This window comes from Bacillus sp. 103mf, from assembly GCF_900116295.1.
In the GTDB taxonomy this organism is placed as follows: domain Bacteria; phylum Bacillota; class Bacilli; order Bacillales; family Bacillaceae_G; genus Bacillus_A; species Bacillus_A bruguierae.
This window is the reverse complement of the sequence record NZ_FPAF01000001.1, coordinates 141,758-166,691: the sequence shown is the minus strand read 5'-3', so window position 1 is coordinate 166,691 and position 24,934 is coordinate 141,758. Positions and strand designations below refer to the sequence as shown.

Annotated in this window: 14 protein-coding genes; 12 read left to right on the top strand and 2 right to left on the bottom strand. The window is 34.1% G+C overall.

Annotation, left to right across the window (positions count from 1 at the left end; all coding sequences use genetic code 11):
• Window positions 1-156: 156 nt before the first annotated feature.
• The 3 genes from BM350_RS00765 to BM350_RS27800 all read left to right on the top strand — a co-directional run bounded on the left by BM350_RS00765 (window position 157) and on the right by BM350_RS27800 (window position 3,013).
• A complete protein-coding gene (locus BM350_RS00765) occupies window positions 157-1,605 on the top strand; it encodes a MocR-like pyridoxine biosynthesis transcription factor PdxR (RefSeq protein WP_090913188.1) in 1,449 nt (482 codons plus the stop codon).
• Window positions 1,606-1,610: 5 nt separating this feature from the next.
• Entirely contained in the window at window positions 1,611-2,525 is a 915-nt protein-coding gene (locus tag BM350_RS00760; RefSeq protein ID WP_090913190.1) for a D-alanine--D-alanine ligase, read from the top strand.
• Window positions 2,526-2,890: 365 nt separating this feature from the next.
• Complete coding sequence (locus BM350_RS27800) at window positions 2,891-3,013, top strand: hypothetical protein (protein ID WP_280141360.1); 123 nt, start codon at window positions 2,891-2,893, stop codon at window positions 3,011-3,013.
• A gap of 223 nt (window positions 3,014-3,236) precedes the next feature.
• Here BM350_RS27800 and BM350_RS00755 read toward each other — a convergent pair whose 3' ends face one another.
• A complete protein-coding gene (locus tag BM350_RS00755) occupies window positions 3,237-3,743 on the bottom strand; it encodes a 4'-phosphopantetheinyl transferase family protein (RefSeq protein WP_244547922.1) in 507 nt (168 codons plus the stop codon).
• Between the two features lie 431 nt (window positions 3,744-4,174).
• Window positions 4,175-4,453 carry a hypothetical protein gene (locus tag BM350_RS00750; RefSeq protein ID WP_090913192.1) on the bottom strand — a complete coding sequence of 93 codons (279 nt, stop codon included), beginning with the start codon at window positions 4,451-4,453 and terminating at the stop codon, window positions 4,175-4,177.
• A gap of 250 nt (window positions 4,454-4,703) precedes the next feature.
• On the opposite strand from BM350_RS00750, the gene BM350_RS00745 reads away from it, so the two are divergent.
• The 9 genes from BM350_RS00745 to BM350_RS00705 all read left to right on the top strand — a co-directional run bounded on the left by BM350_RS00745 (window position 4,704) and on the right by BM350_RS00705 (window position 24,931).
• A complete protein-coding gene (locus tag BM350_RS00745; protein ID WP_348272191.1) occupies window positions 4,704-9,269 on the top strand; it encodes an amino acid adenylation domain-containing protein in 4,566 nt (1,521 codons plus the stop codon).
• A gap of 71 nt (window positions 9,270-9,340) precedes the next feature.
• A complete protein-coding gene (locus tag BM350_RS00740; protein WP_244547921.1) occupies window positions 9,341-10,777 on the top strand; it encodes a serine hydrolase domain-containing protein in 1,437 nt (478 codons plus the stop codon).
• Window positions 10,767-11,756 (top strand): cysteine peptidase family C39 domain-containing protein, encoded by a 990-nt coding sequence (locus BM350_RS00735; RefSeq protein WP_090913198.1) that lies wholly within the window; start codon window positions 10,767-10,769, stop codon window positions 11,754-11,756. Before BM350_RS00740 ends, BM350_RS00735 begins: the two co-directional genes overlap by 11 nt.
• Window positions 11,753-12,469, top strand: coding sequence for a thioesterase II family protein (locus tag BM350_RS00730; protein ID WP_017151592.1), 717 nt, complete (start codon window positions 11,753-11,755; stop codon window positions 12,467-12,469). Before BM350_RS00735 ends, BM350_RS00730 begins: the two co-directional genes overlap by 4 nt.
• Window positions 12,460-13,314 (top strand): 3-hydroxyacyl-CoA dehydrogenase family protein, encoded by an 855-nt coding sequence (locus BM350_RS00725; protein ID WP_090913201.1) that lies wholly within the window; start codon window positions 12,460-12,462, stop codon window positions 13,312-13,314. The genes BM350_RS00730 and BM350_RS00725 overlap by 10 nt, the downstream gene beginning before the upstream one ends.
• 14 nt (window positions 13,315-13,328) lie before the next feature.
• A complete protein-coding gene (locus BM350_RS00720) occupies window positions 13,329-14,384 on the top strand; it encodes an HAD-IIIC family phosphatase (RefSeq protein ID WP_090913203.1) in 1,056 nt (351 codons plus the stop codon).
• A 27-nt stretch (window positions 14,385-14,411) separates the two neighbouring features.
• Window positions 14,412-14,681, top strand: a complete 270-nt coding sequence (locus tag BM350_RS00715) for an acyl carrier protein (RefSeq protein ID WP_017151595.1) — start codon at window positions 14,412-14,414, stop codon at window positions 14,679-14,681.
• Entirely contained in the window at window positions 14,668-15,810 is a 1,143-nt protein-coding gene (locus BM350_RS00710; protein ID WP_090913205.1) for an acyl-CoA dehydrogenase family protein, read from the top strand. The genes BM350_RS00715 and BM350_RS00710 overlap by 14 nt, the downstream gene beginning before the upstream one ends.
• Before the next feature lie 19 nt (window positions 15,811-15,829).
• Window positions 15,830-24,931, top strand: a complete 9,102-nt coding sequence (locus BM350_RS00705; RefSeq protein ID WP_090913207.1) for a hybrid non-ribosomal peptide synthetase/type I polyketide synthase — start codon at window positions 15,830-15,832, stop codon at window positions 24,929-24,931.
• Window positions 24,932-24,934: the final 3 nt, after the last annotated feature.

The window sequence follows — 24,934 nt, the reverse complement described above, 5'->3', positions numbered from 1 at the left end:
AAGAAGGTGAAGTGAATTTAAATTTTCCACATTCTTCATATTAAAGTTGTATGAATGGTGCCTAAAACCATACCACTGGTTAAAGAAAATACCTATGTTGTGGACCTTTTGGGATAGATATAGTTATGCAAAAATGATAGCAAGGGGGTCAAGGAAGTGTTTAATGATTTTAAGCTTGTGGATAATCGTCCTGTTTATATTCAATTAAAGGATTATTTAAAAAAAATGATTATGAAAGGACACCTGCTGGAGCACCAGAAGCTTCCATCTACCCGAGAACTTAGTAAATTATTATTGATCAGCAGAAATACTGTGCTCACTGCTTACGCAGATTTAGAACAAGAAGGTCTAATCTATGCAATAAAGGGAAAAGGAAATTTTGTAGGGAAAGTCAAAACAGCCAAAACTCCATCCATCGAACTGAACTGGAAAGAAAAGGTCAATGAAGTTACCTTGCTAGCTGATGAATTAGATTTAATGAAGCACGGTGTTCGCTGGAAAAAAGGTATGATTTCATTCAATAGCATTGCCCCAGACGAAAAGCTTTTTGATGTTGAAAATTTTAAAAGGGCTTTTCTGACACGAATGTCTATTGAAGGAGATATCGTTTTGAACTACGGATATGCAAAAGGCTATAAACCCCTAATTGATTACCTTCTTCACTATATGGAAATGAAAGGCGTAGATATTTCCAATAAGGATATTCTGATCACAAATGGCTTCACCGAGGGTCTGGATATTTTATTGTCTTCCTTAGCTAAAAAATCTGGGCGTATTATTTGCGAAAATCCTACCCATCATGCCGCATTAAAGCTTTTTCGATTATATGGACTTGATATCTACGGAATAGAAATGAAGGATGATGGTATCGATATTTGTGAAGTTGAGAAAATTTTATCCGAAATGGATTTTGATTTTGCATACTTAATCCCGTCCTATCATAATCCGACCGGGATTGTCACGTCCTCGGAAAAAAGAACTGAAATCATGAAACTTTTTTCAAAATATCAAATTCCTATTGTGGAAGATGGATTTAATGAGGAATTACGTTATTCAGGTTCCCATTTAGCACCGTTATTGACTTTCGCCGGATTAGGCAACAATGTGATCTATATCAGCAGTTTTTCAAAAATTCTTTTTCCGGGATTACGTGTTGGTTGGATTTTAGCAGACAAGGAATTAATCCACTGTTTGGAAAGTGTGAAAAGGGCACGAACGATTCATACATCCACGCTGGATCAGGCGGTGCTTTATCAATATTTGCATGATGGTTATTTTGAAAAATATTTAAAAAAGGCCAAGTCAGTTTATAAGAAAAAATATGAACTAGCCCTTCATGCTTGCAATCAATACATTCCTTTTCAAAGAATGACAGGGGATGGCGGACTTCATCTTTTTATAGAGTTAGAAAAAGGAATGAATTCGCGTACACTTTTGAAAAAATGCTATGAAAAGGGAGTTGTTTTTTCTCCTGGAGACGTCTTTTACACGGATGGAAGGGGAAGTAATACGTTTCGATTAGGATTCTCTCGGCTAAAAGAAGCGGATATTCTTAAGGGAATTAAGATAATTGGAGATACATTGAAAAATGAAAATGGGAGTTGAAAAAAGTGAGAGTTGGCGTAATTATGGGAGGCGTGTCCTCCGAAAAACAAGTATCCCTCATGACTGGGGAAGAAATGATTTCCCATTTGGATAAAAGTAAGTACGAAATTGTGCCTATTCAACTAAATAACAAAAAAGAGCTAATTGAAAAGGTAAGGAATATCGATATTGCCTTGTTAGCGCTTCACGGAGAATATGGGGAGGATGGTACGATTCAAGGTACACTGGAGACGCTCGGCGTTCCATATACCGGAAGTGTCATGTTATCAAGCGGTATTTGTATGGATAAAAATATGTCGAAAAAATTGATTCGTTATGAAGGAATTCAAACTCCGGATTGGATTCATCTTTCGAATATGGAAGAACTTCAGCTTGATGAAATCGAAAAAATGGGGTATCCGTTAGTGGTAAAGCCTAATTCGGGTGGCTCTAGTGTAGGGGTGAAAATCGTATACGATCAGGATTCTTTACTATCCTCGCTTGAGGATGTATTGAAATGGGATTCTGAAATCGTAATTGAAAAATATATAAAGGGTGAAGAAATTACCTGTTCCATTTTGGACGGAAAACTTTTACCGATTATTTCGATTCAACATGTGGCTGAGTTCTTTGACTATCATGCGAAATACGATGATGCGGCTACGATTGAAGAGATTGTAGAACTTCCGGTCACAACTCAAAAGCGTGTCGCCGAGGCTGCAATGGCCTGCTATAAAGCATTAAAATGCAGTGTTTATGCTAGAGTTGATATGATTATAAAAGATGGAATCCCATATGTCATGGAGGTTAATACATTGCCGGGGATGACAAAAAACAGCTTACTGCCGAAAAGCGCTCATGCGGTGGGAATCCCTTATAGCAAGCTATTGGATATGATCATTGAAATCTCTTTAAAGGCTAGGAAAAGCGAAGGATTTTAATAGAAATATAATTAAATGCAGTGTTAAATGTATTGTTAATTCAGAGGCTTTAGACATAGTGAGGCCGTAACTATTCGTTTGATTAGTATGCTTGATCAAACTTTTTTCCTAAGTAATAACTGGAGTATTTCTAAATTGTAATTCATCAAATGTAGAGACCCGTAATTGTGATATACTGGGATTGGGAATTAACAGAAGATTCGATGCATAATAGAGAAAGTAAATAAGGTACGTGTCAAAAAATTGTAATTAATAAGTATATGACTTTATACACATGCCCATCAACTTAAGACATTTTAATACCCCCAAAGTATCAAAAAACGTTATTCTTTCTAAGCAAGCTAGATTAGAAAGGATGACGTTTTTTGATGAATCTCTCGATTCAAGATGAACTACAACCATTTGTAGAAGAATTACAACAATATGTTACACCTGTATTCTTAGAAGAACTTGCAAGAGAAAATGGATTCGTAATGCGCTTGGATTGAAAACGTTTCAGACAATAAAAAAGATGGTTATTGGAATCAAGATGATGCGAATGATTTAAAAAGACGACAAGATTTATAAGGTGAGTCTGTTCAAAATAAGAGAAAATCCATTCGGTAATTGTTTGGATTTTTGGAATAAGATACAAATCCGTTAGGTAGCATATTTTTTTCATTCTTTATTATGTATTTTCACTAGAACCAATACCCATTATTAGTGTGTATATTATTTTGTATAGATTTCACGATATTTATTAATCAATTCATTTTGATTTAAAATTATTATGTTAGATGTAATATCTGTATGTAATGTACACATAGACATTTTATATTCGGGATCTATTTCTAAAATTTGAAGAGTATATTTTGCGGAACTACTATCTGTAACTAATTTGATGTCGTTGCATCCATATATTTCAACAGAAAAAGAGTTTAAGGGTAAGGATAAACCTTTACCACAACATTTAATAAAGCTCTCTTTTAACGTCCATATATCATAAAATTTATCTAGTTGTTGCCGGAAATCACCTTTCATTATATAGTTGTATTCTTTTTTTGTAAAAAATTTTTTAGCTAAACTAATGTACTCAATAATTTTTATCTTTTCAATATCAATTCCTACAGGATGATTATCAAATACACATACAACAAAATCTCCGGAATGAGATAGATTAAATGAAATAGTGGGATGATTCTTTAAATATGGTTTTCCGTAATTATTTTTGCAAAACATGATATCTTTATGATGAATATTGAACTTTTGATTAATTACTGATCTTAGTAATATTTCCCCAATTAAAGCTCTAAGTTTATCTCTTTTTTTTATAAATTTTTCAATTCTATTTCTTTTTTAGTATCAATTAATAAACTGAGGGTGTTTAATTGCTCATTAGTTATATCAAGAATTTTGACTGCATATACCTCCATAAACTTGCCTCTTTTCTTTTATCTCACCATTATTATTTGAATACGCCACAAATTTATATATAGATGACATACCATAATTGTTTCATGTACTATCCGTAACTTCGTTATTTCGTTCATTAATATACATATAAATGGTTTAGTAATGATTAAAAAAACTTTGTTTAGTAGTTGATGATTATATACAATTTCAAGAATGAATCAAATTAATATACATCCTAATATATTTTAATTCTTTTTTTAACTGCTCACTTGTAATCTCTCGTATTCCGTTTCAATATAGGATCGAGTCTCAATTAGTTGGGTATGAAGATGTTTTAATTCTTTGATAGATTCTTCTTCTATAACCATATAAACCTCAATTAAGCTCATCATTATATTGATATCGTTTATAATATTTTGAATGACTTGGTTAGATGTATGTTTTTCATCATATTGTAAGGATCTTAATACTTTCCCCAGGCAAAATGTTATTTTTTGTTCTAAATTATTGATAAATTTTTTTGTATGTATTCCCATCCCGCTTTCCCCCCAAATTACGTTATAGATATTCAAGTTAAAAAGACTGATAATTCAAAATGTTTTTTGAGTATAAAAATCAATTACATTTTATCATGAAAGATAAACAAATAAAGGTATATATTGGTTGAAATAAAAAATCCCGATGATAAAGATTGTAAGGGGAATTTTACTTTTTATAAATGCCCTAAGTCTTAATAATGAACAAAAGTATCCACAGAAAACTTGAGAAATATAGAGAAAAATGGAAATGAAATGTACAATATTAGAAAAATATGGTTCAATAATGTCAGGTTACATTTTGAAGAAAGAGGTGGCATTTTTGGTTGTCGAATTACAATATATTCCGTTGACACACCCTCAAAAAAGAATACTTAACATTGAATATTTTTATCCAGATATTCCCATAAACCATATTGGTGGCATTATTCAAATAACAGGAAAATTAAACCTTATGTATTTAGAGCAAGCAATTCAGTCGTGTATTCAAACAACAGAGGCATTAAGAGTCCATTTAACTAGTAAGGATGGGGAGGTCTTACAATATATTAAAAAAAATAATCATATAAAGATTCCATTCTACGATTTTTCTAACGATGAGTGCCCGAAAGAAAGAATGTTACAATGGGCCGAAAGAGAATTTCAACAACCATTCTTGTTTTTGGAAAATCCGCTTGTTAAATTTGCTGTACTAAAGATTGATGAAAATACATGTGGTTATCTTATCAAGTGTCATCATATTATTGCTGATGGATGGTCAATGAAAATTATTATTGATAAAATCGAGAAACTTTATATGCAACTCGTAGAAGAAAAAAATCCCATTGAAAAATCCGACAATTACTATATCTGGGGTGAAAAAGAAAAGAAATATATGGAATCTTCACGATTTAAGAAAGATGAAGATTTTTGGAAGAACGAATTTTCAGATTTGAAAGGAATCTATTTGCAGAAAAGTTCTGAGCAAATTAATGGGAATCGAAAGACATTCAAAATTGGTGCTGTCCAATCAAAAAAGATTTATCAGTTCATAAAAGAACAGGGATGCTCTCTTAATGCACTATTTACAGCCGCGGTATTCTGTTATTTAAGTAAAGCATCTGCTCAAAATGATTTAATTATAGGAACACCTGTTCTTAATAGGTCAGGGAATAAGGAAAAGGAAACAGCAGGAATGACTGTTAGTACAATGCCATTTAGAAAAAAGATAAATTTAAATTTACCCTTTTCAACTTTTTTATTAGAAATCAATAAAACATACTTAAAATATTTTCAACATCAGCGTTATCCATATGACGTACTTGTAAAAGAATTACAGTTAGCTAAAGAAGGTTATGAACAGCTTTTTCAAATCTATATTAATTCATATAGTACTAATATGGTATCTGATATTGATGGGAACTCAGTAGAATATATTGAACTTTATAACGGATATCAACCGTATTCCTTACAAATTGTGATAAAGGAATGGGATAAGAGCGGGACTATAGAACTCCAGTTTGATTATAAGCAATTAGACTATAGGGAAGACGAGATAGATCTTCTAAATGAACGCTTAAATATATTAATTGAAAATGTTTTACAGAATCCTGAAATTTGTATGAAGGATATATCTCTTTTAAATAATCATGAGTTAGAAGAAGAAATCTATGAGTGGAATCAGACGAAAACTGATTATCCTAAAGAAAAAGTTATTTATGAGCTATTTAAAGAACAGGTAAGATTACATTCAAATAAGGTAGCAATTGAAGATCAAAATAAGGTGTTATCTTACCAGGAATTAGAAGAATATTCAAATAAAATCGCCCGTTATTTTTTAGAAAAAGGCTTAAAGCGTAACGATTTTGTTGCAGTTTGTATGAATCATTCTCCAGAAATGATTGCTTTGCTGCTTGGGATTTTAAAAGCGGGTGGTGCTTATGTACCCATTGATCCTGATTATCCTGTAGAGCGTATGGATTTTATATTAGAAGATAGTGAATCAACTTTTCTTGTAACAGATTCAACCGTAGAGCAGATAAAAAACTGTACATTCAGTGGAAATATTATTCGCTTTGAGTTGAGTATTTTTACACCATATGACGCGGGATACTTGCATACAATAAATTCCCCAACAGATACTGCATATATGATTTATACCTCAGGGTCTACTGGCCAGCCTAAAGGGGTTATTATTGCACATCAAAATCTTGTGAATTATATTACATCCTCCTCTAACAATTATATAACATCTCATGAAGATAGTTTTGCCTTATATTCATCCATTTCATTTGATTTAACAGTTACTTCTATATTTACGCCTTTAATAACAGGGAGCAAAATTGTTATTTATAGACAAGAAGATACAACAGAGTTTGTTATTCAACGCATATTTAGAGAAAATAAAACGACAGTGATCAAATTAACACCTGCACATTTATCTTTACTAAAAGATTGTGATATATCAAAATCCAGTGTTAAGAGATTAATTGTTGGGGGAGAGCAGTTATCAACGGATTTAGCAAAAAAAATAGTAGAAGCAGGAAAGAACCAAATCACAATTTTTAATGAATACGGACCGACTGAAGCTACAGTGGGATGTATGATTCATAAATATGATGTAAATACGGATTTACATAAATCTGTTCCAATCGGTTTGCCTATTCAAAATACGGAGATTTACCTTTTAGATGAGTTGCGTCAGCCAGTAATGCCAGGGGAAATTGGTGAAGTGTTTATTTCAGGAGATGGAATAGGAAAAGGGTATTGGAAACGACTAAATTTACAGGAACAAAATTTTATGGAAAATCCATTTGTTAAGGGCAAAAGGATGTATAAAACAGGAGATCTCGGGAAAAGATTGGAAAATGGAAAAATTGAATATTTAGGAAGGAAAGATAACCAAGTTAAAATACGGGGCTATCGAATAGAATTAGATGAAATTGAATTGACATTACTTTCTTTGAATGAAATTGAAGAAGCTGTAGTTGTGGCGTTTGATAATGAACATAAGCAAAAACAGTTGGTAGCATATATTGTACAGACGGAAGAATCAACAACCTTTCTTTTAAGAAAAAAACTTGCGAGGTTGCTTCCTGCTTTTATGATTCCATCCTATTTTGTTCCTGTAGACAGGCTCCCTTTGACACAAAATGGAAAAATAAACAGAGGTGCACTGCCAACTCTAGATTTAAAGCATTTGGGTAGTCATCTTGAATTGAACAACCAACAAAAAGCATTAGAGGGTCTTTTGTTAGAAATTGCACAAGAAGTGCTGGGGCGACAGAATATTAAGTTAGAGGATCATTTCTATCAAATAGGCGGAGATTCAATTAAAGCTATCCAATATGTATCTAAATTAAAAGAAAAAGGATTGTATTTAAAAACAAACGACATTTTTACTTATCCCGTATTCAAAGAGCTAGCAAGTGTTGTGGGAAATCAACCAGTAAGGGAAATTCCACAAGCACAAACAGAAGGGGAAGTAATGGAAACGCCTATTACAAAATGGTTTTGGTGTTTAGGTTTGAATCAACCTGCTTTTTGGCATCAATCTGTTATGTTATCTTCGGAAAATATAATAAGAGAGGCTGAAGTAAAAGAAGTTGTACAGATTCTTTTAAATCATCATGATGCATTAAGGATAAAGGTAAAAACCCAAAATAATAGACTTTATTATGATAACGCTATGCAGGATATAGAAATAAAAAGTTATGACTTATCCTTGTTAACTGAGGATCAAGTAGATGAGGAAATAAAACGACTTGGACCACAATTAAGAGAAACTATGGACATATATAGTGATACTTTATTGAAAATTGGATTAATTAAAACGAAAAATAAAACTATGGTGCTGTTCACAGCACATCATCTTATTGTTGATGGTGTATCTTGGCAAGTTTTTATAGAAGATTTTCTGAATATTTATAATGCTATTCATAAGGGTGAAACATGGAGATTGCCTTTAAAAACTCATTCATACCAAGTATTTGCGGAGAAGGTAAATGAATTAGCTAAATCTGAAGAATTATTAAGTGAGCAGGCATATTGGCTAAAAGAAGTGAAACGCATCCAGCCTTTATATAATCAAAATAAAGGAGAGGAAAAAGTAAAAGATAGTATGAAAATGCAACGGAAATTAGATTTAAGTATGACTGAGAAGCTTCTAAGTACAGCGAATAGAGCTTATCAAACGCGAATTTATGAACTGCTGCTTGCAGCTCTAACACGTGCTTGTCATCAATGTACAAGTCAAAATATCGTCTCATTAGAATTAGAGGGGCACGGTAGAGATCAGATGGAAGGGAATATGGATTTTTCAAGAACGTTAGGGTGGTTTACTACAATGTTTCCTGCTAATTTCAGTATGGAGCAGAGTTTATCGGCACATATACGTTCCGTAAAAGAAACATTCAGACAGATTCCGCGAAAAGGGATGGGCTATGGTATTTTGGCTTACTTAAACAATCAGTTTCTTCCTCATCAAAAACCAGAATTAAGATTTAATTATTTAGGAGAAATTGATCAAATGTTAACTGATAAATGTGGTTACAGTATATCATATCTAAATTCTGGAAATGAGTCTTCGCCAGAAAATCAACTGACTACACATTTGGATCTAACTGCAAGTATTCATAATCAACAACTTACTTTTAATTTGGCATTCAGTCACCACACGTATGAAATTCAGCAGATGGAGGAATTAATGGATGAACTGCTGTATCAGCTGGAGCTAATAACAAACCATTGCTGTGAGAAGAATTATACCGAGTTTACACCATCCGATTTTGAGACAGCCTCTATATCTTTAGAAGAAATGGATTCATTGTTTAGGTAATGAGAGCTGAAAAATTACCTTCTATATTAAAGGTTTGGATAGTATGTACTCTCTGTTTATTGGTTATTGTGATGAATGCTGATGTGGGTAGTGCGAAAAATGATTACAATGCATTGAATCAAATTATTGAACAACAAATGAAAAAAGGTAAGATTCCAGGTATGTCAGTTGTTGTTGTTAAAGGAGATACCGTCATTTATAGCAAGGGGATTGGTCACATAAATGACCATAGTAATAAAATGGTTACTAGTTCAACATTGTTTGAGCTAGGGTCCACATCGAAAGCGTTCACTTCATTGGCGATCTTAACGCTCGCTCAGAATGAGAAAATCGATTTAAAAGCACCTGTTAGTCGATATATACCAGGATTTCATGCTATGTACCATGGAGAAAAACAAGAAATAACAATTGAACAATTGATTCATCATACAAGTGGTATTCCTTTATCATCCATTGCTCGTATAAAAGCGGATTCTAGTGAAAAAGCTTTACAGCACACAGTCGAGAATATCAGTGGGATTGAACTCGATCGTAAGCCAGGAACTGCATTTCAATACGCTACTATTAATTATGACGTACTAGGTTATATCATCCAAAAAATTTCAAGGCAGACGTATGAAGAATATATAACTGAGCAGATTTTTAAACCACTCAATTTGTCACGTACGTATGCAGGAAGGCAGGATGTATATAAAGACGAATTTGCAGAAGGTTTTAAACTGAATTTTTTTAAAGCCAGTGCATACGAAGCACCTGAATATAAAGGAAATACACCAGCAGGCTATATCATTATGAATGCAAATGATCTGGCAAAATGGCTTCAGTATCAATTAAACGAAAACAATTCAATTATAAAAAAGAGTCATGAACCGGATTTGAAAGTTAGAACAGAGGAGTATGGAGTGTACTATAACTACGGGTGGTATATAAAAAAGGATAAATATCATACGCAAGAACTTTTTCATGGAGGTTCTAATCCCAATTATTCGTCTTTTTTCATCATCCGGCCGGAAGAGAACCTAGCTATTGGTGTTCTAGCAAATATGAACAGTGCTTATACAGAGCTGGCAGCCAGGAAAGTGTTGCATACAGTAGCGAATGAAAAAGCAAACAGTAATATGACTGATCCTTTTCAATTCATCGACGCGTTATCTGTGATTGTATTTATATTATGTATATTTGTTAATTTTATCATCACGTATCGTGCATTCGTTTTTATAAAAGAAATGCACCGAGGAATAAGAGGGTGGCAGGTACTAAACCGCCGAGTAGTTTTATCGATAGCAATGTGGTTTTTTATTTTGATATTAGGTTTCTTGATACCGAGTTTGATCTCGCAAGTTTTCTTTAAAGGTTTGCCCTGGGATTTGATTTTGATATGGGGGCCTTATTCACTTCGTTATTTATCTATTGGTTTTTATGTAATGCTAATAGGTGTTTGTTTATTTAGAATTATCAAAAGTTTCACTAAATTAGAAACCAAAAGGGGTAAAGTATATGAGTGTTGACAAGCAGATTCGTCATATTCAGCCATATAATGACGTATTTTACCGAAGCTGTTTTTTTAATTGTTATTTTTCAGTAGTGCGCTCGTTTCATGAAGAGCTTTATCCATACCTCCTGAATGACAGTTATTCATATGTTACAGACAAAGATGGTTACTTAAAAATGGAAAGTATGTCTGTATATAATCCTGAAAAGCTAATGAATCTGCAAGGGATTTTTACAGATAAACAATTTAAAAATGATGATCTCATTTTGAATTTAAAAAAAGATCTGCTTCAAGAAAGACCAATCATTATATGGATGGATATGTATGCGCAGCCCTACAGATCGGAATACTTATCTAAGCATGAGCGCAACTGTGTATTAATTTTTGGCATCCAAGAAAATGAACAAAAGTTTACTATTTTAGAAAACCGTTATTATGATAATTTGTCATATGAAATTCGTCAGATTTCTTTTCAAGATGTAAAAAAGGGATACTATGGATTTCATGACTATTTTAACCCTCATCATACATTTCACTCTTATGCAGCTTTTTATCATGATTCAAAACAAAAAAAAGCTAATGCACTTATGTTTCAAGACCGAGAAGTTTATTTTCTTCAAAATATGACTAAAAACATAAAGATAATGTTTAATGGTTTAGAAAGTTTTAAGCTCTTTATCAATCGGTTACATACAATCACGAATTCCGAAAAGTTACTTCAATCATTTAATCAAATAATGAATACAAAAAAAATTGAGCAGTATCGTTTGTCATATCTTCCATCTATGGATAAGAACGTTATTAAATTATTTAATGAAATGATACAAGAATGGGAAAAAGCTCGGTATCAGGCTGCAAAAATGTTTTTTTCAGAAAGTCATATATTAGATTATGCGACACGTATAGGAGAGCCTTTAGAAAGAATTATTCAAATGGAAAGAGAGTATTTAGAGTGGTTAGTGGATGCTTGTGAAAAGGAGCGTACTTTGTTATGAAATTATTCTGCCTACCATATGCAGGAAGTTCAAGCACAATCTTTAGTTCGTGGAAAAGATTTTTAGATAAGTCGCTTGAACTAGTAGCGCTAGAATTACCGGGACATGGAACAAGGATGGCGGAGCCGTTGCTCCATGACGTACTGACAGTAGTTGAAGATCTTTACTTACAGGTTCAGCCGCATCTCAGTTATGATGAGGAGTTTGCGATTTTTGGACATAGTATGGGTTCACTTCTAGCATATGAATTACAAAGAAAAATAAAAGATGAAAAGAAAAAAGAGCCTGTGCATGTATTTTTTTCAGGGCGTTTTCCCCCACATATCGCCGAGAAAAAAGTTTTTCATCAATTGCCAGATAACGAGCTCAAGGAAGCCATTATTAATATGGGGGGAGTACCTGAAGAATATAGGAGGAATCATCAAATTCTCGACTTCTTTATACCTGTATTAAGAGCAGATTTTCAATTGCTAGAAACATATAAGTGTCAAGCTGTTCATTCTGTGCAGTGCGATATTTCTATTTTTTATGGAAAACATGATTTGCCGTCCGTGCTTTTTGATTTAGATGAATGGGGTCAATATACAAAAAGTCACTGTCGTTTTTATGAATTTAACGGGGATCATTTTTTTATCAATCAGTTGCCTGAAGAAGTAGTTTCATATATTAATAATATTTTAAATCGAACAGGAGTGGTAGGAAAATGGAGATGAAATATGTAGGTGTTGTTGGGGCCGGAGTTATGGGTGCCGATATGGCTCTAGATTTATCAATGAATGGTTATAAGGTTATATTAACTGACATAAATGAAGAAAAACTTCAAGGTGCAGAAGAAAATATCAGGAAAACGTTCAAACTAGTGCAGCTAGTAAGAAAAAGAGTAATTAAGTCCTCTCTTGAAGAGGTACTTGAAAATATTCATTTTAGTACAAATATTAACGATTTTGCAAGAGCAGAAATTATTATTGAAAATGTAACGGAAGATTGGTCAGTGAAACAAAAAATCTATGAAAAATTAAGAGATATTTGTCATGAAAACACAATCTATTTTGTAAATACAAGTTGCATTTCTATTACAAAGATTGGAGCACTTATGCATTATCCAAATAAGGTAATCGGCGCTCATTTTATGAATCCTGTTCCTTTAAAAGAACTCGTTGAGGTAATTAAAGGCCATGAAACATCTGATGATACGGTTGAAACTACCAAACACTTTTTAAAATCGTTTGGTAAAAATCCAGTTGTTGTAAATGATTTTCCTGGATTTGTTTCGAATCGTGTATTGATGTTGACTATTAATGAAAGTATCTGGACGGTTCAAGATCAAGTAGGAACACCGTATAATGTCGATAAAATCTTTCGAGATGGATTTGGGCATAAAATGGGACCTCTTGCAACAGCTGATTTAATTGGTCTTGATACTATATTGAACTCACTTCTTGTATTATACGAAAGCTATAAAGATCCTAAATTCCGTCCGTGTCCGCTATTAGTAAAAATGGTTGATGCAGGTCAGCTTGGGAAAAAGTCAGGAAAAGGATTCTTTAGTTATGAGTGAAAGGAGAAAATGCTATGAATAAAAAAGTGAAGTGCGTTGTATGGGATTTAGATAATACATTATGGGAAGGTATCTTACTTGAGTCTGATGAGGTGAAATTAAAAGAATCAATGAAAGAAATATTAACTCAGCTTGATGAAAGAGGAATTTTACATTCAATAGCAAGTAGAAATGATAAACAGACTGTTTTAAATAAACTGAAAGAATTTGGTATAGATCACTTCTTTTTATATCCTGAAATCAATTGGAATGCTAAATCTACTTCAATAGACAAAATTAGCAAGAATTTAAACATTAATAAGGATACTCTTCTCTTTATTGATGACCAAGTGTTTGAAAGAGAAGAAGTTCAAAGTGTGCATCCAACTATAACATGTTGGGATGCAAAAAATTATAAAGATCTAATAGAAGATATAAGATTAAAACCTGATTTTATTACGGAAGATGCTAAAAGAAGAAGGGAAATGTATCTTGAGGATGATTGTAGAAAGAAGGATGAAGATAGCTTTGAAGGACCTTCTGAGCAATTTCTGGCTGGACTCAATTTGAAATTTAGCATTATGCAGGCTGAAGAAAATGATTTACGTCGAGCTGAAGAATTGACAGTTCGCACAAATCAATTAAATACAAGTGGTTATACGTATGATTATAAGGAATTAAATCATTTCAGAGTATCAGACTCACATATTTTACTCATTTGTGAGTTGGATGACAAGTATGGTTCATATGGAAAAATTGGTCTCTCTTTAATAGAAGAAAAAAATAATGCATGGCATATTAAACTGCTGCTAATGTCATGCCGTGTCATGTCAAGAGGGGTCGGAACAATCTTATTAACAGCCATTTTAAATGAAGCGAAAAAGCAAGGGAAAAAAGTATTTGCTGATTTTAAACAAACAGATCGTAATAGAGTAATGTATATCACATACAAGTTTGCTAACTTTAGAGAAGTAGCATCAGATGCCGAAGGCTATATTTTATTTGAAAATGATCTAAATCAACTTCAAGCATATCCACCATATGTTGAAGTCGTATCAGATTTTGGAATGAAAGTATCTGCAGGGAAATGAAATTAATAAAAGCGAGGAGAATGACTAATGAATCTTCATGAAAGAGTGAGAGAATATATTGAGAAAAATCTAGTTGTTTTTGATGAGGAAATAAATTTATCAAATGATAGTCATATTTTTGAGATGGGATTCGTTAATTCCCTGTTTGCAATGAAGCTTGTAAACTATTTGGAACAGGATTTTGGATTTGAGCTAGATAATCAGGATTTAAATATTGCGAATTTTAGTACAGTCAATCGAATTGTTGCGCTTATAGAAAAAAAACAGACAGGAGCGAACGTTCATGAAAATAGCTGAAAAGAAAACGGATATTATTGAAGAAATTCGTCGGTATTGTACAGAGAAGATTAGACCTTTTGCAGGGGAATTTGATGAGAAGGAAACTGTACCTAGAGAACTATTAAACGATATGGGAAGAAGAGGTTATTTTGCAGCGAATATTCCGGAAACTTACAACGGACTTGGGCTTAATCCTATTGAATATGGTTTGTTTACTGAACAAATTGGTAAAGCGTGTTGTAACATTCGGACATTGACTACTGTGAATTCATTAGTTAGTGAATCTTTGTTAAGATACGGAACAGAACAGCAGAAAAAAGAATGGCTGGTTCCAGTAGCAAGGGGAATGAAAATAGGAGCGTTTGCATTATCTGAGCCGAATATTGGCTCAGATGCTACTAATGTCGAAACTACTTATTATAGTCAAGGAAATGAATACATCATAAATGGAGTTAAGAAATGGATTTCTTTTGGAGCAATTGCTGATTTTTTTATTGTAATTGCAAGGAATGGCAAAGAGGTTACTGCTTTTCTTGTTGATAGATATCAGAGTGGGGTAGATGTAAAACGGATTTCTGGTATGATGGCGAATCGTGCTTCATATCTTGCAGAAATTAATTTTAATCAAGTAAGAGTGTCGGAGCAACAAATACTCGGCCCATTGGGGGGAGGGTTTAATCACATTGTTTCTTTAGCTTTGGATCATGGGAGATATAGTGTGGCATGGGCGGGTCTTGCTATAGCACAAGAGGCTGTTGATACTATGGTTACTTACTCAAGAAAAAGAACTCAGTTCGGAGAGAAATTATACAAGCATCAATTAATTAAAGGGATGATTGGTGACGCTGTAACGCGGCTTCATGGTGCACGTGCATTATGTTTGAAAGCTGGACAAATGAGAATGTCTCAAGATCCAGATGCAATAATAGAAACATCTATAGCTAAATATTTCACGTCAAAAATAGCAGTAGATATTACAAATGAAAATATACAAATTCATGGAGGAGTTGGTATTAGTAAGGAATGTTCCGCAGAGAGACTGTATAGAGAAGCAAAGGTTCTAGAAATCATTGAGGGAACTTCTCAAATTCAGCAACAGATCATTGCAAATTATGGACTAAGAAAATATTTCGTCAAGCATATATAGGCAGAACGGAGATGATCTTGTGAGTGATAAAGTGGAAAAATTAAATCGAACAAATATAGAGAATATGCTTGGCTTAACAACAATACAAGAAGGTTTACTTTTTCATCATTTGATGGAGCCAGACGGTGATGCATATTTTGAACAAATGTTTTTGCAAATTAAAGGGCAGATAGATCAAAGTTATTTTAAAGAGGCCTGGGAACTGACTGTTGAGAATAACGAAATGTTGAGAACTCTATTTAGATGGAAAGAAGTAATGAAGCCTGTACAAATTATTTTGAAAGAAAACACGGTGGATATTCGATATGTTGACTTATCTAATCGAAACGAAATTGATGTAAAACAGCTGAAGGAAAAAGTATTATCCCAAGATAGAAAAGAACGATTTAATCTTCAAGACGTACCTTTTCGTATTACCATTTGTAAAATAAGTGAAGAAAATAGTTGGATTATAGTCAGCTTTCATCATATTTTAATGGATGGCTGGAGCATGGGAATTGTACTAAGTGAATGGATGGAAGCATATAAAAATCTCACTGAAGGACAGGAAGTAAAGTTTTTGACAAAACCTTCTTATCAAGATTTTGTCAAGTGGCAACAAGATCAGGTACGGAAAAAAGGTAAACAAGAAGAGTATTGGAAGAAATTATTTAAAGGATGGGAACCTGTAAGGTTGATGGCTAAAACAGAAGAGTCTGTTCAAAAAAGCGGACGGTTTTCTAAACATGAAATGCAATTATCAGCATTACAGGTAAAGGCTCTTCGAGAATTTGCGTCTGAAAATCAAGTAACATTAGCTTCGGTTGTTTATAGTGTATGGGGATTTCTTCTTATGAGGTATTCAGATCAAGAAGATGTTGTTTTTGGTACAACTGTTTCGGGGAGAAATATTGAATTGCAGGGTATTGAAAAAATGACGGGGTTGTTTATTAATACATTACCATTACGTATGCAAGCTCATGCGCGATCCACAGTATTGGATTTTATACAAACCGTAAATAAGCAAACAAAAACAAGAAACGAGTATGAACACACACCTCTATCTGATTTGAAAGTATACGCAGGAGTTACAGCTGAGCAGCAATTATTTGAATCAAATGTCGTCATTGAAAATTATCCGATTGATCAAGTACTGAAAAATAGTGATCATCCACTTTCAATTTATCATTTTGAAATGTTTGAGCAGACAGAATTGGATTTAACTTTAAGTGTGCAGGCATTTAATGAAAATATCCATCTCTCGTATATCTATAATCCTGCTGTGTTTACAAGTAATCAAATGAAAATGATAAGTGAACACTTTACTCGCTTATTGTCTAATGTATTAAGGCATCCAGAGTATTCAGTTCCACAGCTTCAAATGCTGACAGAGACAGAAAAAGAATATCAACTCAATCAGATTTGTAAATATGATGGTCTCACAGGTTATGAAGAGCGAACTGTTATTGATATGTTTGAAGAGCAAGTGAAAAAAACCCCAAAAGCCAAGGCAATTGAATTTGGTTCAGAACAATTGACGTATGAGGAACTAAACAAAAAGGTTAATCAATTTGCTTATTTTTTAAAGAGAAAAGGTGTCTTGCCAGAACAAAGAATAGGTATTATGACGGAACATTCTATTGAAATGGTCATTGCTTGCCTAGCTATTTTAAAAACAGGTGCTGCCTATGTTCCGATTGATCCAGATTATCCAAGAGAAAGAATTGAATATTTATTAAATGATAGTGGAGTAAAGATTCTTTTGACCCAGGAAATGAATAATGTTACATATTCATACAATGGTATGAAATTTGATATTAAAAATCGAGAGTTATTTCAAGGAAATGATGAAAATCCAGCTAAAAATTACGGTTCTCAAAATATTGCGTACTGCATCTATACTTCAGGTACGACAGGTAGACCGAAAGGAGTATTAGTTAAGCATTTAGGTCTTGAAAATTATATTGATTGGGCAGCAAAGAAATATGTTCGAGGAGAAAAAAGAGATTTTGCATTATACACTTCTCTGGCATTTGATTTAACAATAACATCTATTTTCACGCCACTTGTCACGGGAAATACGATTATTATTTATCATCATAATAACCGCCAGTTGCTTGTCGAACATATTTTGAAAGACAATCGTGCTCATGTTATGAAATTAACACCATCTCATTTGTATTTTATTAAGGATTTACAGTTTCCAAACAGTGCGATGAAGTGTTTCATTTTAGGTGGTGAACAATTAGAAACATCATTGGCTGAGAAGATTGAAAAAAACTTTGACCATCAGGTTGAGATTTTCAATGAATATGGACCAACTGAAACAGTAGTTGGGTGTACGAGTTATCTCTATTCTTCGACTAAAGATCATAATGTGGATGTACCAATTGGACTTCCAGCTACCCAAACAGACATTTATATACTGGATCGTCATATGAATTTATTGCCTCAAGGTATGATAGGTGAATTATATATTGGGGGAAAAGGTGTAGCTAGGGGATATTTAGGAAGAGATGAATTAACAAAAGAGCGATTCGTTGAAAATCCGTTCAAGCCAGGTGAAAGGCTGTATAAAACTGGAGATGCTGCTTGTTTTATGCCTGATGGAAATATTCGATTTTTGGGAAGAAAAGATGAGCAAATTAAGTTGAGAGGCTATCGTATTGAAATCGGTGAGATTGAACATTGGCTCAATACATATGAGAAGATCAAATCAGCAGCAGTTGCTGTGAAAATAGATCCATCAGAAACTCCTTGTCTTGTTGCTTATTTTACATCAAGTCAATCAGTGAAGCAAAAAGAATTACGTGATTATTTAAGTCGTTATTTACCGGAATATATGGTCCCGTCACATTTTATAGCAGTAGATACAATGCCTCTTACGGCAAATGGAAAACTGGATAAAAAGGCTTTACCAGCCATCAATAAGACTGTACGAAAAGAAGATGAGGCTGAACCTAATTCTGATACAACAAAAATTATTCAAGAGATTTGGCACAATGTGCTTGGTGTGGCTAATATTGGTGTCCATGATAAGTTTTTTGAAATAGGTGGAAATTCTTTGAATCTCATTCAAGTTAATCAGCAATTATCAAAAAAGATGGGGAAAGATATTCCGATGGTCGAAATGTTTCGCAGGCCGACGATTTTTACGCTTGCTGATTACTTATCGGGAGTAGAACAAGAACCAAGTGAGAAAAAAGATACTACAGATAAACCAATACATGTCAGAAAAGCGAATGAACACATCGCGATTATTGGTATGGCAGGCCGTTTCCCAGGAGCAAAAAACTTAGATGAGTTTTGGGAGAATCTTCGAGGGGGAGTAGAATCTATTTCCTTCTTTACAGATGAGGAATTATTGGAAGCGGGTATTGATAAACAAACATTAGATAGACCTGATTATGTAAAAGCAAAAGGAATTATAGAAGGTCCTGATTTATTTGATGCTCCTTTTTTCGGATATTCACCAGTACAAGTTGAGATGATGGATCCTCAAATTCGTTTGCTTCATGAGTATGCATGGAAAGCGTTAGAGGATGCAGGTTGTGTTTCTACTGAGTACCATGGGAAAATTGGATTGTTTACTGGCTCATCATCTAATTTTCAGTGGATTCAGCGTTTTGCTAAATCTTTGGATGGGAGTATGTCTGAGCTTTTTGAAATAGGTTCTTTAAATGATACTTATACTGTTAGTACGCGCATTGCTCATAAGTTGAATTTAAAAGGTCCAGCTATAACGCTACAGACAGCTTGCTCAACTTCTTTAGTGGCGCTGCATTTGGCATGTCAATCTATCTTAAATGGTGAATCGGATGTAGCACTTGCAGGTGGGGTCTCAATTCTTCATCCTGTCACATCAGGATATATTTATCAGGAAAATATGGTGAAATCTCCAGATGGACATTGCCGCGCATTTGACCAAGCCGCAAATGGAACGGTTGGGGGAGATGGGGTAGGCTTTGTGGTATTAAAATCGCTTAGCCAGGCATTAGCAGACGGGGATCAAATACATGCAGTGGTAAAAGGTTCGGCTATTAATAATGATGGAGATCAAAAAATCGGCTACAATGCACCAAGTGTCCAAGGACAGATGCAGGTCATACAAGAAGCGATTACTATGGCTAACATTAATCCAGAAACAATTAACTATGTAGAGACACATGGTACAGGTACTGCTCTAGGAGATCCGATTGAGATAGATGCATTGACCAAAGCTTTTCAAACAAATAAACGAAGATTTTGCAGAATTGGCTCTGTTAAAACCAATATTGGTCATCTTGATGCGGCAGCAGGAATAGCTGGTTTAATCAAAACAGTTCTTTCATTAAAAAATAAGCATTACGTTCCAAGTCTTCATTTTAAACAGGCAAATCCTAATATCGACTTTGAAAACAGTCCGTTCTTTGTCAATGATCAACTTACGCCATGGGAAAAAAATAGTACTCCACGTCGAGCTGGTATTAGCTCATTTGGAATGGGGGGGACAAATGCTCATGTGATTTTGGAGGAAGCACCATCGTGTAAAAGAAAAGAAAATCCAAGATCTTACCAGCTGTTTCCTTTATCAGCTAAAACGAGGACTGGTCTTGAAAAGATGAAAAAAGATTTATTACATCATATTGAAAGTAATGAGAATTTGAATATCGCGGATGCTTCATATACTTTACAAACTGGAAGAAAGCATTTTGACTATAAACAAATATTTGTTGCAAAGGATAGGGAAGAGGCTGTCCGTTTGCTTACACAAAGTCAAGAGCGAGGTATTGGTTCGATTACTCATACTCAGCAAAATAAGGAAAAAAAGTTGGTATTCATGTTTTCAGGCCAAGGTAGTCAGTACGTGAATATGGGGCTTAACCTTTACCGGGAGGAACCTCTATTTAAAAAAACGATGGATGCTTGTTTTCAGGAGTTTTACAATATCACAGGTGAAAGATTAGAAATGATTTTATATCCTGATAAACAGTATGAAGAAACAGCATTCAAAAAGATTTTAGAAACAAAATATGCCCAACCGGCAATTTTTTCAATTGAATATGCACTAGCAGTTCTGTTAATGAATTGGGGAATGCGTCCTTGGACCATGATTGGGTACAGTTTTGGAGAGTTGACGGCTGCAACATTATCAGGAGTTTTTACATTATGTGATGCTATGAAACTGATCTGCCTAAGAGGACAATCCATGCAAGAAGCACCAAAGGGAGCAATGTTAAGTGTCCCACTTCCGGAAAAAGAAATTCAAGCCTTGCTTCCTGAACAAATATCATTAGCTGTAGTAAACGATTCCTCCTGTATTGTATCTGGTTTGGAGAAAGAAATTTTCGCCTTTGAAGAACAGTTAAAACGGAAGAAATTACTGTGCATGCGCCTAAATGGTTCTATTGCAGCACATTCTCATGTAATGGCTCATGCGGCTAAAGTCTTCGGAGAACAAGCAAAACATATGTCATATCAGAAGCCTAAAATTCCGTTCTTCTCTAATTTAACAGGTGATTGGATGACTGATAAAGATGCCGTAAACTGTGAATACTGGATGAAGCATATGACTGAGCCTGTTCGGTTCGCAGAAGGTATTCAGAAATTGTCAAATTATGAAGATATTATATTTATCGAGATTGGCCCTGGACAAGATTTAAGTGTTTTGGTGAAGAGATCTTTAAAGATAGAGAAAAATCAACAAGCATGTAATATGCTAAGGCACGCGAAGCAATCTATGTCGGATGTTCAATTTTTACTCGGAAAAATTGGAATGCTTTGGATGCACGGTACTAAAATAGATTGGATCAGTTTCCATTTAAATAGAAACCCAGGAAAAATTTCATTACCGACTTATCCGTTTGAAAAAGAATCTTTTTGGTATGAAACAAATAAAAGTCCGGTATCACCTGTAATTTCATCAGAAGGTGTGAAGAAGCCATTGAGGGATTGGTTCTATATGCCTCAGTGGAAAAAGGAAATTTTACCATTTTCCTCACGAGGTCAAGGTAATAATGAATGCGTACTAATTTTTATGGAAGAAACGGCCTTTGCACAACAGCTGATAACTGAAGTCACAAAGGTTCAAGATCATTGCATTATTGTGCAAAAGGGGAGTCATTTTAATAAACATGAAAATAACTTGTATACCATTCGTCCGGATTCAGCTGATGATTATCAACAACTGTTTGATTCTTTAATAAAAGATGATAACCATATTTCTCGTGTAATACACTTGTGGGGGCTAGCTGAAAGGGATACTAAGGTTGAAACGCCTGAGTGGATTAAGCAAATGCAAAGTGAATGTTTTTATTCACTACTTTACTTAGGACAAGTTTTAAAAAAGAGAGTAATAGATCAAGAGGTTCATATCACTGTCTTATCCTCACTTGCTTACTATATCGGAGGAGAAACGGTTCTATATCCGGAAAAAGCGCTTCATCTAGGGCCGAGTATGGTAATTTCGCAGGAATCACCGCTTCTTCATTATAGAATTATAGATATTGATAAACAGCAGATAGGAACGTGGAAGGAAGAGAAGTTGCTGAAGCTATTACAAGAAGAATTGTTGAGAGACAAGGGAAGTATATTAACAGTTTATAGAGATAATAAACGGTACATTAGAGATTACGTTCAAACAGCTCTCCCTTCACAATCTATGCAAGGTAATATAGGGCATTTAAAACAGAACGGTGTGTATATATTGATAGGTGGATTGGGCTTTATTGGTTTGAATTTGGCACAAACATTGGCGGAAAAGACCCAAGGAAAGCTTATTCTGACAAGTAGATCAGGACTTCCTCCAAGGAAAGAATGGCAGTTATTAATTGAGTCGCACTCTCAAGATGACCCTATGGTTAAAAAAATAATGAAAGTGAAGGCGATTGAAGAAGCTGGAGCACAAGTCATAATTGCTGCATTAGATGTCGGCAAAGAAGAGGATATAAATGAAGTGGTTCAGTTGGCGGAACGTACATTTGGAATGGTAAATGGTGTTATATATGCTGCAGGGGTAACTGGGGAACAATCATTTAGAATGATGGAACAAACAGACAAGGTATTTTCCGAAGCACATCTCCAAGCTAAAATGAACGGTGTTCTTTTGTTAGAAAAAGTTTTAAGAGATCGTCCGCTTGATTTTTGTATATTGCTTTCGTCTTTGTCACCCATTTTAGGTGGGCTTGGTTTCACTGCTTATACGGCTGTCAATCAATTCATAGATACTTTTGTGTATCAACACAACTTAAATCATCCTGTGCCATGGACTGCATTGAATTTTGACGGATGGGAATTTGAAGATGGAAAAAATCCTGATATACCAATCGCGAAAAATTTACAAGAGACGTTGATTCGTGCAAATGAAGGAAGAAATGTATTTGAAATAATTCTAAGATTAGGACATTTCGATCAAATTATTGTTTCAGCAACCAATTTACAAGAACGTATTGATAAATATGTGGATCGTTTACAGTTATCAGGGGAAAAGGATACAAAAGAAAAGCTTCCTTTATATGATCGTCCGGAGATATCTACTGAATATATGGAACCAGTTACTGTTTTAGAAAAAGAGTTGAGTATTTACTGGCAGAATTTCTTTAAAATCAGTCAAATTGGTATTGATGACGATTTCTTTGAGATGGGTGGTGACTCATTAAAAGCAATTAATTTTATATCCATTATCCATAAAGCATTCAGTGTTGTAATACCATTACCAGAATTCTTTAAAATACCAACAATTAGGGAAATGGCTCAATACTTGAGCGGAGCAGAGAAAAAGACATATCAAATTATTGAAAAAGCGCCGCAAAAGGATTTTTATCCACTTTCTTCAGCTCAGAAGCGACTCTATCTTGTACAGCAATTTGATAAAACGAGCACTGGTTATAATGAATTTACTGCTGGAAGAATAGTGGGAAAACTGAACATGGAAAAATTAGAGCGTACATTTATGAAATTAATCAAGCGGCATGAAAGTTTAAGAACTTCATTTGTCGTAATAGATGGTGTACCTGTTCAAAAAATTGAGGATAATGTTGAGTTTCATGTTGAATTCTTTGATTTATCAGATATAAACGATCAATTAAAGTCTGAACAAAGTCAAAAGGAAGTTATTAATCAATTTTTAAAGCCTTTTGAATTGGAACAAGCACCGTTGATGCGAACGGGCGTAATGAAGGTTACTGAAAATGAGTATGTGTTGATGCTTGACATGCACCACATTATCTCTGATGGATTATCGCAGGATATTTTAATTAGTGAGTTTATGGATTTGTATGACGGAAAGGAATTAACTTCTTTAGAGCTTCAGTACAAAGACTTCTCTGAGTGGCAAAATCAGATACTTGCATCAAATGAACTTAACAAACTAGGTGAATACTGGATAAAAAGGCTTGAAGGTGCACCTGTTTTGCAGCTTCCTACTGATTATAAAAGACCGGAAGTAAAAAGCTTTACAGGAGCCCATTATCAATTTCGGATTAGTAAGGAAGAATTAACGGCATTTAAGCGAATAATCGCAAGGGAAGATGCAACGCTGTTTATGGGGATCTTGACGATTTATCAAATATTGCTTCATAAGCTTACTGGTCAATCAGATATTGTAGTTGGTGTTCCTGTTGCAGGAAGAAAACAAGAGGAGCTTCAGAAGATTATAGGCATTTTTGTCAATATGCTTCCTCTGCGGTTCTATCCTAAAAAAGAAATGACGTTTATAGATCTTTTACGTCATGTAAGGCAGCTGGTGATCGAAGATTTTGAACATCAAGACTATCAATATGAAAATATGGTTCGAGATTTAAAATTAAAACGAGATATGAGTAGAAACCTTATATTTGATGTCGTGTTTGCTCTTCAAAATCTAAACCAGCCTGAATTGGAGATAGAAGGAATTAAGCTTCATGACTATAAATATGAAACAGCAGTTTCTCGGTTTGACTTATTATGGATTGTAACTGAGGAAGATGGGCTATCAGCTGTCATTGAATATAATACGGACTTATTTACGAAGGAAACGATTGAAAGGTTAGTAAATAGTTTGAAAGAAATTCTAGCGGCCGTAATAAATGATACACATATCAAATTAGAGGACATTGAGAGCCTTTCATCTTTACAGAAACTAGATGAAGTCTCATTACTCGAATTAGATGACTTGAAAATCTAGTAT

What these genes read in the sequence shown, in the direction of transcription:
- BM350_RS00750 (WP_090913192.1), bottom strand. Translation starts at nt 4,453, where the DNA reads ATGGGAATACATACAAAAAAATTTATCAATAATTTAGAACAAAAAATA.
- BM350_RS00730 (WP_017151592.1), top strand. Translation starts at nt 11,753, where the DNA reads ATGAAATTATTCTGCCTACCATATGCAGGAAGTTCAAGCACAATCTTT.
- BM350_RS00735 (WP_090913198.1), top strand. Translation starts at nt 10,767, where the DNA reads ATGAGTGTTGACAAGCAGATTCGTCATATTCAGCCATATAATGACGTA.
- BM350_RS00715 (WP_017151595.1), top strand. Translation starts at nt 14,412, where the DNA reads ATGAATCTTCATGAAAGAGTGAGAGAATATATTGAGAAAAATCTAGTT.
- BM350_RS00725 (WP_090913201.1), top strand. Translation starts at nt 12,460, where the DNA reads ATGGAGATGAAATATGTAGGTGTTGTTGGGGCCGGAGTTATGGGTGCC.
- BM350_RS00710 (WP_090913205.1), top strand. Translation starts at nt 14,668, where the DNA reads ATGAAAATAGCTGAAAAGAAAACGGATATTATTGAAGAAATTCGTCGG.
- BM350_RS00755 (WP_244547922.1), bottom strand. Translation starts at nt 3,743, where the DNA reads ATGTTTTGCAAAAATAATTACGGAAAACCATATTTAAAGAATCATCCC.
- BM350_RS00740 (WP_244547921.1), top strand. Translation starts at nt 9,341, where the DNA reads ATGAATGCTGATGTGGGTAGTGCGAAAAATGATTACAATGCATTGAAT.
- BM350_RS00720 (WP_090913203.1), top strand. Translation starts at nt 13,329, where the DNA reads ATGAATAAAAAAGTGAAGTGCGTTGTATGGGATTTAGATAATACATTA.
- BM350_RS00745 (WP_348272191.1), top strand. Translation starts at nt 4,704, where the DNA reads ATGAAATGTACAATATTAGAAAAATATGGTTCAATAATGTCAGGTTAC.